Genomic DNA, 12,167 nt, shown 5'->3' with positions numbered 1-12,167 from the left:
TTTTTTCGATCGACGTTTTCCTTGCTGTTTGGACTGCTGCTTTGTGTCGGTCAGGCGCAGGCGAAGCCTGCTCTGCAGATCGCCGCGGCGGCCGATCTGGCACAGTGCATCGATGAATTGAACGCAGGGTTTTCTGTTGCGCACGGGGATGTCGCGGTGACGGCCAGCATTGGTTCATCGGGAAATTTTTATGCGCAGATCACCAATGGCGCGCCGTTTGACGTCTTTCTGTCGGCCGATCTGGCTTATCCGGTTGCACTGGCCAAGGCCGGGCACGCCGACCTGTCTTCGCTGATCACGTATGCCCATGGCCAACTGGTGCTGTGGACGGCCGACATGGCGCTCGATCCGGCGGCAGGATTCAAGCTGTTCGACGATGCGCGGGTGAAGCGGATTGCGATTGCCAACCCCGATTTCGCGCCATACGGTCGTGCTGCGCGCGATGCCTTGCAGCATGCTGGTGTATGGGAGGCGATTCAGCCGCGTCTGGTATTTGGCGATAACGTCGCCCAGACCGGGCAATTCATCGCGACCGGCAACGCGCAGGTCGGCTTGATCAGCGCGGCCCATTTCAAGCCCGGCGTGGCGCGGCCCGGCCGCAGCTGGACGGTGCCCCAGAGCTGGTATCCGCTCATCGAGCAGGGCGCGATCGTGACGGACCGGGGGCGCAGCAATCCGCTGGCCCGGCAATATGTGGACTTCCTGCGCAGTGAAAGTGGCCGGGCGATTTTGCTCAAGTACGGCTTCGTGTTGCCCGGGTTGCGGCGGTGATCACACCGGTCTGGCTATTGCCGGATGAGTTGTGGGTGGCGCTCGGGCTGACCCTTCAGCTTGCGGCTGTCTCGACCGTGATCCTGATGCTGATCGTGCTGCCGCTGGGCTGGTGGCTGGCAACGACCCGGCACCGCGCCGCCTTGCTGCTGGAAATCCTGATGTCGCTGCCGCTGGTGTTGCCGCCTACCGTGATCGGTTTCTATCTGCTGACGCTGCTGTCGCCACAGCATGCGCTCGGGCAGTGGTGGCAACAGTTGTTCGGGCAGACCTTGCCGTTTTCCTTTGCCGGACTGGTGATCGGCTCGTGCGTCTACAGTTTGCCGTTTGCGTTGCAACCGGTGATGGCGGCATTCCGGATGTTGCGTCCGGAGATCGCCCAGGCGGCTTATTCGCTGGGCATGACCCGCTGGCAGGCTTTTCTGCACGTGTTGCTTCCGCTATCAAAAGCCGGTGTCTACTCGGGCGCGATCCTGGCCTTCGCCCACACGATCGGCGAGTTCGGCGTCGTGCTGATGCTGGGCGGCGGCATTCCGGGCGTGACGCGGGTGGCCTCGATTGCGTTGTACGACGAGGCGCAAAAATTGAACTATCCGGATGCCCACGGCTTCGCACTATTGCTATTGGCGCTATCGTTCATTTTGCTGTGCGCTACGACCGCGCTGCAAAAACGCCAGGAGCGCTGGCGTCAGCTCGGGCACTTTTCGTTGCGCTGATTGCAGTGCAATTACTTGTTGCGGTCGGGACTTGTTAAAATGCGTCATTCACAGGATTGCCGCAGCCAGCCGCGCCTCCTTTCATCCCCTTACCAAGATCGATCCAAGTTATGTTGAGTTACCGCCATGCCTTCCATGCGGGCAATCATGCCGACGTCCTCAAGCACGTCGTGACGATGCAGCTGCTGCGTTACCTCAATCAAAAAGACACGCCCTACATGTACATCGATACCCATGCCGGTGCCGGTGTGTATGCCCTCGATGGCGGTTACGCGGCCAAGAATGCCGAATTCGAAAGCGGTGTTGCGCCGCTGTGGAGCCGCAAGGACTTGCCTCCGGTCCTGCATGAATACATACAGATGATCAAGAAAATGAATCCGAGCGGGAAGCTGCGCTATTACCCGGGTTCGCCGTATGTGGCCGACAAGGTCATGCGCGAAGCCGACCGCTTGCGCCTGTTTGAACTGCATCCGTCGGACGCCCGTATCCTGCAGGATAATTTCCGCAAGGTCGAAGCCCATGCGGCGGAGCAGGGCGTACGCGCCACGGTGCGCGGCAAGCGCATCATGATCCAGAAGGGTGACGGCTTCCTCGGCCTGAAGGCGCTGCTGCCACCACCATCGCGGCGCGGACTGGTATTGATCGATCCTCCTTACGAAGACAAGTCCGATTACAAGCGCGTCAAGGACACGCTGCAGGATGCGTTGGGGCGCTTCGCCACCGGTACGTATGCGGTCTGGTATCCGGTGCTGCACCGGATGGAGTCGCGCCAGTTGCCCGACAAGCTCAAGCGTCTGCAGGCCAACGGCTGGCTCAATGTCACCTTGTCGATCGCCGAAGCCTCACCGGATGGATTCGGTTTGCATAGCAGCGGTATGTTCGTGATCAATCCGCCGTTCGGACTCGAGGCTATGCTAAAAGAATTGATGCCATTTCTGGTCAAGACACTTGGCCGCGACAGCGGTGCCGGCTTCACCCTCGAAACCGGTACGACGGCCGTTCCTTATACTGGCACCCGGCGGGTCTGAAGCGAATCACGATGAACAAGGCATTTGTCAAGGAATCCGATGACGACGACGATGACGATGCGCTCGCGTTGCCGGACATTCCGGCCGGTACCCGCAACTACATGACGCCTGCCGGCTTCCAGCGCATGCGCTCAGAGTTGCTACACCTGATCGATGTCGATAGGCCGGAGGTCGTGCACATCGTCCATTGGGCGGCCTCGAATGGTGACCGGTCCGAAAATGGTGACTACATTTACGGCAAGCGGCGCCTGCGCGAAATCGACAGGCGCATCCGCTTCCTGACCAAGCGCCTCGACCTTGCCGAGGTGGTCGACCCGACCCTCCATCATGGCAATGAACAAGTGTTTTTTGGCGCGACGGTGCGCTACGAGAATAGCGCCGGAGAGCAGCATGTGATCACCATTGTCGGGATCGATGAGCTTGATCCTTTGCATGGCAAGATCAGCTGGATTTCACCGGTGGCGCGGGCCATCACGAAGTCGCGCGAAGGCGATACGATTACGCTGAAGACGCCGTCGGGGATTGAAGAATTACAGATACTCGAGGTGACCTACCCGGCGCCGGCAGCGCACTGATGCCGGTCGCCAGCGGTCAGTTGGCTGAATTGCTCCACTGGCCGCGCTCGCGCAAGATACGCGTCACGCCAGGCGTACTGCGGACGTTGCGCATCATGCGCGCCAGATGAACGCGGTCTTCGACCTGCACCGTAAAACGCAATTGCGTCATGATCGAATCGTGGTCTTCATCCATCCCGACGAATGTGATATTGGCATCGGATTCACCGATCTCTGCGGCGACTCTTGCCAGCACACCGCGTTCGTTGGTGATCAGCACGACCACCCGGCAATCGAAGCGCCGGTTCAGGTCATCGCCCCACACCACATCGATCCAGCGTTCCGGCTCCTTGTCACGACTGCGTCGTGCGACATCACATTCCTGGCTGTGCACGACCAGACCCTGGTCGCGTTTGAGCTGGCCGGTGATTTTGTCGCCGGGGATGGGCAGGCAGCATTGTGCCAATTGCACTGCCACGCCGTCACTGCCGTAAATGATGACGGGGTCGAGCTTGGTGGGGACGTCATTTGCCTTGCCGGTGATTCGCGCCTGCAACGGTTGGCCCATCGTGTCATTGAGGCCCATGATGTGGCGCGCCACCAGTGCCGCCATGCGCTTGCCGATGCCGATGTCGGCATGCAGTTCATCGAGTGAGCGGGCGCTCGATTCGTTGAGCAGTCGCTCTACCGCCGGGGCAGGGATAGTCGAATCGAGGTTCAGCGCCGCCAGTGCCTGACCGAGTAGCAGTGCGCCCAGTTCGACCGATTCCGACAGGTTGATCGTGCGCAGATGATGCCGGATCGCCGAACGGGCCTTGCCGGTCCGCACGAAGGTCAGCCAGGTCGGGCTCGGGCGTGAACTGGCTGATGTGATGATTTCGACGATATCGCCGTTGCGCAGTTCGGTGCGCAGCGGTGCATGTTCGTGGTTGATGCGTGTGGCGACGGTTTGATCACCGATATCGGTATGGATCGAGTACGCAAAGTCGAGTGCGGTTGCTCCACGCGGCAGCGCGATGATTTTCGATTTCGGCGTGAACACATAAACTGAATCCGGGAACAGGTCGACCTTCACATGCTCGAGGAATTCGGCCGAATCACCGGTCTGTTTCTGGATGTCGAGCAGCGATTGCAGCCACGCATGGGTGCGTTGCTGCAGGTCAGTCAGGCTGTTCTCGTCATCTTTGTAAAGCCAGTGCGCGGCGACGCCGGATTCGGCGACACGGTGCATTTCCTGGGTGCGAATCTGGAATTCGACTGGCGTGCCGTACGGGCCGATCAGTGTCGTGTGCAGCGACTGATAGCCATTGAGCTTGGGGATCGCGATGTAATCCTTGAACTTGCCCGGCATTGGCTTGTACAGCGCATGCAGTGTTCCGAGCGCGACATAGCAGTGGGCGAAGTTGTCGACGACGATACGAAAGCCGTAGACATCCAGCACCTGGGAAAACGACAGGCGCTTGCTGCGCATCTTGCGATAAATGCCGTACAGCGTTTTTTCGCGACCGTAGACCTGGGCCTGCATGTCAGCCGACAGCAGCGTGTTCTTGACCGACTCCATGATCTTGCTGACGACTTCGCGGCGGTTGCCACGGGCCGCTTTGACGGCCTTGGCGAGCGTGCGGTAGCGCAGCGGATGCAGGTGCGAGAACGACAGGTCTTGCAGTTCGCGGTAAATATTGTTCAAGCCAAGACGGTGTGCAATCGGCACGTAGACTTCCATCGTCTCGCCGGCGATACGCCGCTTTTTTTCGGGCTTCATCGAGCCGAGCGTACGCATGTTGTGCAGGCGATCAGCCAGCTTGATCAGGATCACGCGCACATCGCGCGCCATTGCCAGCAGCATCTTGCGGAAGTTCTCGGCCTGGGCTTCGATCTGGCTTTGGAATTCGATTTTTTCGAGCTTGGACAAGCCGTCGACCAGCGCCGCAACCGGCGCACCGAAGCGCTCGATCAGTTCCTCTTTCTTGACGTCCTGGTCTTCCATCACGTCATGCAGCAATGCCGCCATGATCGCTTGCGCATCGAGCTTCCAGTCAGCGCAGATTTCGGCCACGGCAATCGGATGCGAAATGTACGGTTCGCCGGACACGCGCATCTGGCCCAGGTGCATTTCATCCGAAAAGCGATAGGCTTCCTTGACCTTTTTCAGGTCCGAGGGCGACAGGTATTCAGAGAGTTTGGCGTTGAGCTGGCTGACCGACGCCACGCCAGGCGTGACCGGGTTGCCCGGGTCGGGAGAAAAGAAAGCGCCTGGCGTTTTCGGCGTCAGGCGCTCAGGCGCAATGCGGCTGGTCAAAGCCGATATCAGGGAGTCTGCAGGAGTCAGGTTCATACCGGTCCATTCACTGCGCCAGGGTCATTCGAATTACGGGGGACGTTGCTCAGTTCGGGACTTTCTTGAGCATCTCAATGCCGACTTTGCCTGCAGCGATTTCACGCAGCGCGACGACGGTAGGCTTGTCCTTGGCATCGACTTTTGGTGTATGACCTTGCAGCAACTGGCGCGCGCGATAGGTGGCGGCGAGGGTCAGCTGGAAGCGATTCGGAATGTATTTGGTGCAGTCTTCGATAGTAATGCGGGCCATAAGATGCTCCTGAAATTGCGGTGTCAATGTACTGCGGCGTGGATGCCCAACTGGGCAAAGAGGGATGCGTTGCGAGCGGCTTGTTGCGAGAATCTGCAGCGGGTTGCCTGAATTATTGCGGCAAGTTCTGCCAAGGCACACGCAAAGTCTTGATTAATAATAACATATTCAAACTCACCGGCATGCGCCATTTCGCCGCCAGCGGCTAGCAAACGGCGCGTGATGATGTGTGGCTCGTCCTGTCCACGTTTGTTCAGGCGTTCTTCGAGTGCATCGATCGACGGCGGCAAAATGAATATCCCGACGCCGTACGGAAACTGCTTCTTGACCTGCTGCGCGCCTTGCCAGTCGATTTCCAGCAGCACGTCGGTGCCCGACTTGATCTGGTCGGCGATCATCACGCGCGAAGTGCCGTAGTAATTGCCATGCACTTCGGCCGATTCGAGGAATTCGCCGGCGTCGCGCCGTGCCAGAAAATCAGCAGCAGTCGTGAAGTAATACTCGCGGCCGTGCTGTTCGCCGGGGCGCGGCGGACGTGTCGTGTACGAGATCGACAGTTTCAGGACAGGCTCCTGCGCCAGCAATGCATTGACCAGCGTTGACTTGCCCGCACCGGAAGGGGCGACCACCATGAACAGGCTGCCGGAGGAGGTATTGTCGTCGTGCATAGAAATCCCGGAAGTGAAACAGCTGCAGCCACAGTGGCTGCAGCGTGGTGGAAAAATAGGGTGTACCGAGGCTACACGATAAGCGCAAAAAAGGCAGCTATTCCCGCTGCCGAATGTGTTCGGCAGCGCGTGGGCCATCCGCATTTACTCGAGGTTCTGGACCTGCTCGCGCATCTGGTCGATCAGTAGCTTGAGCTCCATGGCCGCATCGGCCAGTTCCTTCAGTGCCGCTTTCGAGCCGACCGTATTGGCTTCGCGGTTGAGCTCCTGCATCATGAAGTCGAGTCGCTTGCCAACCTGGCCGCCTTTTTTCAGGATGTGCCGGGTTTCGTCAAGATGCGTTGCCAGGCGCGACAGTTCTTCGGCGACGTCGATGCGGATGCCGTATAGCGTCACTTCCTGGCGGATCCGTTCGATGACTTCGTCACGGGAAAGATTGGCGCTTACACCGGGTTGTTGCAGCGCCAGTCCGAGCGCTTCTTCGAGGCGCTCGACCGACCTTTGCTGGAATTGCGCGATGACTTGCGGGATCAGCGGCGCGATACGGCGCACGATCCCGTCCATCGCGTCGATGCGTGTGATCAGTGTGGCTGCAAGCGCTGCACCTTCGCGTTCGCGCGATTCGATGAAAGCGGCCAGTGTCTCGCCGATCGCGGCAGCGGCATCGGTCTGCAAAGTGTCCTGGCCGAGTTCGGCATCCTCGATCATGCCGGGCCAGCGCAGCAGTTCACCGACCGACATCGGCGTGGCCGACGACACGTGCGAGCGCACTTCGGCCTGCAGCAGTGCCAATGATTTGAGCAGTCCGGTATTGATGCGTTGCGATGCACCGGTGGCCGCCTTGCGGCCGAAGCTGACGCGACATTCGACCTTGCCACGCGTGAGGCGGCCCATGATCGCTTCGCGCAGCATCGGTTCGAACGCGCGCAGGTCATCGTTGATACGGAACTGCAGGTCGAGGAAGCGGGAATTGACGCTCTTGACTTCGATGGTCAGGGTGCCACCGGAGGTTTCACGGGTGACGACGGCATAGCCGGTCATGCTGCTGATAGCCAAATTGAGTCCTCGGTTGTACTTTACAAATCAGGGATAAGTCCACACAATCCATCGGACCAGACGGCGGTCCGGCGGTTCGCTGGCTGCGGTTTTTGCTGCGGTCCGGCCAACACGTTTTAGGAAAACATGGCAGCACAAAACAACGCACCCCTTCCTGACGGACTGCAAATTTCGGGATATCGCATTGTAAAGAAGATCGCCTCCGGCGGGTTCAGTATCGTCTATCTTGCCTATGACGAAGACGGTAACGCCGTCGCAATCAAGGAGTACCTGCCATCCTCGCTGGCACTGCGCGAAGCGGGCGAACTGGCACCGACCATCTCGCCGGAAAACCTGCCTATCTTTCGCATCGGCCTGAAATGTTTTTTTGAAGAGGGTCGCGCACTGGCGCGCATCTCGCATCCGAACGTGGTCAGCGTGGTCAATTTTTTCAGGGCCAACGATACCGTCTACATGGTCATGGCCTACGAGTCCGGACGCTCGCTGCAGGACCACATCCTGCGCCGCCGCGACAAAGGCGAAAAGCCGCTGGTATCGGAACGCTTTATCCGCAAGATGTTCAGCCAGGTCATGAATGGCCTGCGCGAAGTCCACACCAACAAGTTGCTGCACCTCGATTTGAAGCCCGCCAATATTTATCTGCGCGTCGATGGCACGCCCATCCTGCTCGACTTCGGCGCGGCACGGCAAACGCTGAAAGCCGATCTGCCGAAGTTATATCCGATGTATACGCCCGGATTTGCGCCGCCCGAGCTGTATTCGAAGAACGGCAACCTCGGTCCGTGGACCGACATCTACAGCATCGGTGCCTCGATGTTTGCGTGCATGGTTGGCGCGCCGCCGCAACCGGCCGACCAGCGTAAGCTCAACGACAAGATGGATGGCCATCTGCAAAAGCTCGAGGGTATTTACTCCCCCGACCTGATCCAGGTGATCCGTTGGAGCCTGATGATCGATCCGCTGGAGCGGCCGCAAAGTGTCTTTGCGTTGCAAAAAGCCTTGCAGGAACCGGTGCTGGAAAAACCCGCAGCCGGTAAATTTAGTGCCACGCTCGACCGGCTCAAAAGCCTGTTCGGCCGATCCGGCCAAGCACTCTGAGATCAATGTGGTCATGCCTGTCCCTCTTTTTTTAGCGAGCATGCAATGAGATTCTCCGTCTACCAGGAAAGCCAGATCGGTGGCCGCAAGGTCAATCAGGACCGCATGGGCTACAGCTACACGCGCGATGCCTTACTGCTGTTACTGGCCGACGGCATGGGCGGCCACGCGCACGGCGAAATCGCCGCCACCATTGCGATGCAGACGATAGGAGCGATGTTCCAGCAGCAGGCTGACCCCTACATCAAGAAACCCGAACGCTTTCTGGAAGACAGTTTCTTCGCTGCCCACCGCGAAATCCATCGTTATCGCGCCGCCCACAGCCTGCCGGAAACGCCGCGCACCACCATCGTCACCTGCGTGGTCCAGCACAACACCGCGTACTGGGCGCATTGCGGCGATTCGCGCCTGTACTGGATGCGCGATGGCGAGATCCTGGCCCGCACGCGTGACCACTCGCGCATCGAAACGCTGATCGCCCAGGGCCGCGCCGATCCGTCCGAACGGGCTACGCATCCCGATCGCAACAAGCTGTTCAATTGCCTCGGTGCGCCCAACCTGCCGATCGTCGAAATTTCACGGCGTGCCAGCCTGCAGGCCGGCGACGTGATGTTGCTCTGTTCGGATGGCCTGTGGGGTGTGCTGCCCGATAACGTACTGGTCCAAAGCCTGCAAAACAAGACCATCGTGCGCGCCGTGCCGGAGCTCATCAGCAGTGCCACCAGCATCGCCGGCAAGAACAGCGATAATGTCACCGCGCTGGCGATGATGTGGGAAAGCGGTTCCAGTCTGGCTGACCCGAACAGCATCACCACCAACGTACTGCCGCCGGGTGCCGTCACCACCACGATCCAGTCGGCCTTGCAGTCGGCTGCGGAACCGGTCGACGGCTACGACGACAGCGCCATAGAAAAAGCCATCGAAGAAATTCGCGGCGCCATTGAAAAATCTGCACGCATCACTTCCAGGAATTAAGCCATGTCAGTTCAACTCCGTCCGAGCGGTCGCCCCGCCGATGCATTGCGTCCGGTACGCCTCACACGCCACTACACCAAACATGCCGAAGGCTCGGTCCTGATCGAATTCGGCGACACCAAGGTCATCTGCACCGCCAGCATCGAAGACAAGGTGCCGGGCTTTTTGAAAGGCAAGGGGCAGGGCTGGATGACCGCCGAATACGGCATGCTGCCGCGCTCGACGCACACCCGCATGGCTCGCGAAGCGGCCAAGGGCAAGCAGTCCGGCCGCACCCAGGAAATCCAGCGCCTGATCGGCCGCTCGCTGCGCGCCGCGTTCGACCTGTCAGCCTTCGGCGAGCGCACCTTGCACCTCGATTGCGACGTGATCCAGGCCGATGGCGGTACCCGCACCGCGTCGATCACCGGTGCCATGGTGGCCGCGCATGACGCGTTCTCGAAGCTGGTTGACACCGGCGTGTTGAGTGCGATGCCGCTCAAGCATTTCGTTGCCGCGATCTCGGTCGGCGTGTTCCAGGGCACACCGGTGCTCGACCTCGATTACGACGAAGACTCGACCTGCGACACCGACATGAACATCGTCATGACTGATGCCGGCCACTTCATTGAAGTGCAGGGCACGGCCGAAGGTGCGGCCTTCGATCGCGCCACGATGAACCAGTTGCTCGACCTGGCCGACAGCGGCATCCGCGACCTGATCGCCCTGCAACGGCGCGAACTGGGTTTGCCCGCATGAGCGTAAAGATGACAAGCAAACTGGTCCTCGCTTCGAACAATCCGGGCAAGCTGGCCGAGTTCGGTACGCTGCTGGCAACGATCGGATTCGATGTGCGTCCGCAAGGCCAATTCAATGTTCCTGAAGCCGACGAACCGTTCCACACCTTCGTCGAAAACGCGCTTGAAAAAGCCCGTCACGCAGCACGCCTGACCGGCTTGCCGGCACTGGCCGATGACTCCGGTGTCTGCGTCAATGCGCTAGCCGGCCAGCCCGGCGTGCAATCGGCACGCTATGCCGGCGCGCCCAAATCGGATGTCCGCAACAGCGAAAAACTGATCGCCGACCTGCAAACCCATACCGATAAATCGGCCTACTACTATTGCGTGCTGGTCTACGTGCGTCATGCCGATGATCCGCAACCGGTCATCGCCGATGGTCGCTGGAAGGGCACGATCATTGATGTGCCACGCGGCAGCAACGGCTTCGGTTACGACGCCTATTTCGAGGTCGATGGCCTCGGCAAGACGGCCGCCGAACTCGGCGCGGCAGAAAAGAATCAGCTGTCGCACCGGGCTCAGGCGCTGCGCGTGCTGCTCGACAAATTACGATGATCCCGATTATTCCGATCCAGCCGGCACGCAGTACGGCGGTGCCGGTTGCTGATGCCGCGACCGCAGCCAATGCCTATCTGCGTCCCGGCATCCTGAACCTGTCGGCCTTGCCACCACTGGCGCTGTACATCCACTTTCCGTGGTGCGTCAAAAAATGTCCGTACTGTGATTTCAATTCGCATGAAGTGGCCGGCCAGTCGCAGTCCGGTTTTCCGGAAGAGGCTTACCTCGATGCCGTACGCGCCGATCTCGAAAGCGCGTTGCCGCTGATCTGGGGCCGTAAGATCTACACGGTCTTCATCGGTGGCGGCACGCCCAGCCTGATGTCGGCGGCCGGACTCGACCGGCTGATGTCGGATGTGCGCACGCTGCTGCCACTCGATGGCGCGGCCGAGATCACGATGGAAGCCAATCCCGGTACCTTCGAAGTCGAGAAATTCCGCAGCTTCCGCGCCAGCGGCATCAACCGTTTATCGATCGGTATCCAGAGTTTCAATGGCGATCATCTGCGTGCGCTGGGTCGCATTCACGACCACGACGAAGCCCGTCGTGCGGTCGATATCGCGCACGCGACCTTCGATAATTTCAACCTCGATCTGATGTACGCGCTGCCATCGCAAACGCTGGCCGAAGCCACGCAGGATATCCGCACCGCACTCGGCTATGCGCCGCCGCATCTGTCGCTGTACCACCTGACAATGGAGCCGAACACGGTCTTTGCCAAGTTCCCGCCAGCCTTGCCGGACGATGACCTCAGTGCCGACATGCAGGACATGATTGCCGCCGAGACCGGCGCTGCCGGCTACGGGCATTACGAAGTCTCGGCCTACGCGCAAGCCGGCCGGCAGTCGCGCCACAATCTCAATTACTGGCAGTTCGGCGACTATCTCGGCGTCGGTGCCGGCGCACATTCGAAGCTGTCATTCCCGCACCGGATCATTCGCCAGGCCCGCTTCAAGCAACCGAAGTCCTACATGGAAAACATGGCGCGCGGCAGCGCGATCCAGGAAGAAAACGAGATCGCGCGCGGCGAACTCGGCTTCGAATTCATGCTCAACACCTTGCGTCTGACCAGCGGATTCGAGGTCAACCTGTTTGCCGAACGGACCGGGCTGGGACTCAATGCGGTCGAGTCGGCTTTGCAGTTAGCCGAGGCCAAGGGCTTGCTGTATCGCGACCACAAAACCATCCGGCCGACGCAGCTTGGCCAGCGCTTCCTGAACGATCTGCAGCAAATGTTCCTGGCCGATTAAGCGACGCGCGTTCTGACTCCCTCTGCGCGCTGTCTAACAGACAGCGCGCACATTTTTTTTTATGCTTCACGGATCACTGAGCGGCGCCCGCAATGGCACCCGGCCTATCCGCAAGTGTTGGTGACTGCT

General features: G+C 59.9%; 13 protein-coding genes. 9 read left to right on the top strand and 4 right to left on the bottom strand.

The window, feature by feature from the left end:
* The first annotated feature begins 21 nt into the window (after nucleotides 1-21).
* The 4 genes from modA (at nucleotide 22) to greB (ending at nucleotide 3,090) form a co-directional block, all read left to right on the top strand.
* Nucleotides 22-771 (top strand): molybdate ABC transporter substrate-binding protein, encoded by a 750-nt coding sequence (modA, locus tag RHM62_RS14675; RefSeq protein WP_322122817.1) that lies wholly within the window; start codon nucleotides 22-24, stop codon nucleotides 769-771.
* A complete protein-coding gene (gene modB / locus RHM62_RS14670; protein ID WP_322122816.1) occupies nucleotides 768-1,487 on the top strand; it encodes a molybdate ABC transporter permease subunit in 720 nt (239 codons plus the stop codon). Before modA ends, modB begins: the two co-directional genes overlap by 4 nt.
* A gap of 110 nt (nucleotides 1,488-1,597) precedes the next feature.
* Nucleotides 1,598-2,515: a 23S rRNA (adenine(2030)-N(6))-methyltransferase RlmJ gene (locus RHM62_RS14665; protein ID WP_322122815.1), complete on the top strand. Its 918-nt coding sequence runs from the start codon at nucleotides 1,598-1,600 to the stop codon at nucleotides 2,513-2,515.
* A gap of 11 nt (nucleotides 2,516-2,526) precedes the next feature.
* Nucleotides 2,527-3,090, top strand: coding sequence for a transcription elongation factor GreB (gene greB / locus RHM62_RS14660; protein ID WP_322122814.1), 564 nt, complete (start codon nucleotides 2,527-2,529; stop codon nucleotides 3,088-3,090).
* 16 nt (nucleotides 3,091-3,106) lie between these two features.
* Here the strand turns inward: greB and RHM62_RS14655 are convergent, their stop codons facing one another.
* The 4 genes from RHM62_RS14655 to RHM62_RS14640 form a co-directional block, all read right to left on the bottom strand.
* Complete coding sequence (locus RHM62_RS14655; protein WP_322122813.1) at nucleotides 3,107-5,404, bottom strand: bifunctional (p)ppGpp synthetase/guanosine-3',5'-bis(diphosphate) 3'-pyrophosphohydrolase; 2,298 nt, start codon at nucleotides 5,402-5,404, stop codon at nucleotides 3,107-3,109.
* 49 nt (nucleotides 5,405-5,453) lie between these two features.
* On the bottom strand, nucleotides 5,454-5,657 hold the full coding sequence (gene rpoZ, locus RHM62_RS14650; protein ID WP_009664720.1) for a DNA-directed RNA polymerase subunit omega: 204 nt from the start codon (nucleotides 5,655-5,657) through the stop codon (nucleotides 5,454-5,456).
* Between the two features lie 23 nt (nucleotides 5,658-5,680).
* Nucleotides 5,681-6,325 (bottom strand): guanylate kinase, encoded by a 645-nt coding sequence (gene gmk / locus RHM62_RS14645; protein WP_322122812.1) that lies wholly within the window; start codon nucleotides 6,323-6,325, stop codon nucleotides 5,681-5,683.
* Between the two features lie 144 nt (nucleotides 6,326-6,469).
* Nucleotides 6,470-7,381, bottom strand: coding sequence for a YicC/YloC family endoribonuclease (locus RHM62_RS14640; RefSeq protein WP_322122811.1), 912 nt, complete (start codon nucleotides 7,379-7,381; stop codon nucleotides 6,470-6,472).
* 126 nt (nucleotides 7,382-7,507) lie between these two features.
* Here RHM62_RS14640 and RHM62_RS14635 point away from each other — a divergent pair, with 126 nt between their 5' ends.
* From RHM62_RS14635 to hemW, 5 genes are read left to right on the top strand one after another with little or no spacing between them, the layout of a single operon-like run.
* Nucleotides 7,508-8,479: a serine/threonine-protein kinase gene (locus tag RHM62_RS14635; protein ID WP_322122810.1), complete on the top strand. Its 972-nt coding sequence runs from the start codon at nucleotides 7,508-7,510 to the stop codon at nucleotides 8,477-8,479.
* Between the two features lie 45 nt (nucleotides 8,480-8,524).
* Nucleotides 8,525-9,454 (top strand): PP2C family serine/threonine-protein phosphatase, encoded by a 930-nt coding sequence (locus RHM62_RS14630; RefSeq protein ID WP_322122809.1) that lies wholly within the window; start codon nucleotides 8,525-8,527, stop codon nucleotides 9,452-9,454.
* Nucleotides 9,455-9,457: 3 nt separating this feature from the next.
* The gene (gene rph, locus RHM62_RS14625; protein WP_322122808.1) at nucleotides 9,458-10,192 is read left to right on the top strand and encodes a ribonuclease PH; all 735 of its coding nucleotides are present in this window, start codon (nucleotides 9,458-9,460) and stop codon (nucleotides 10,190-10,192) included.
* A gap of 8 nt (nucleotides 10,193-10,200) precedes the next feature.
* Nucleotides 10,201-10,785 (top strand): RdgB/HAM1 family non-canonical purine NTP pyrophosphatase, encoded by a 585-nt coding sequence (gene rdgB, locus RHM62_RS14620; RefSeq protein ID WP_322122807.1) that lies wholly within the window; start codon nucleotides 10,201-10,203, stop codon nucleotides 10,783-10,785.
* Nucleotides 10,782-12,038 carry a radical SAM family heme chaperone HemW gene (gene hemW / locus RHM62_RS14615; protein WP_322122806.1) on the top strand — a complete coding sequence of 419 codons (1,257 nt, stop codon included), beginning with the start codon at nucleotides 10,782-10,784 and terminating at the stop codon, nucleotides 12,036-12,038. The genes rdgB and hemW overlap by 4 nt, the downstream gene beginning before the upstream one ends.
* Nucleotides 12,039-12,167 lie beyond the last annotated feature (129 nt).

This window comes from Actimicrobium sp. CCC2.4, assembly GCF_034347385.1.
In the GTDB taxonomy this organism is placed as follows: domain Bacteria; phylum Pseudomonadota; class Gammaproteobacteria; order Burkholderiales; family Burkholderiaceae_D; genus Actimicrobium.
The sequence above is the reverse complement of the archived record's forward strand: the minus strand, read 5'-3'. Positions and strand labels throughout refer to the sequence as shown.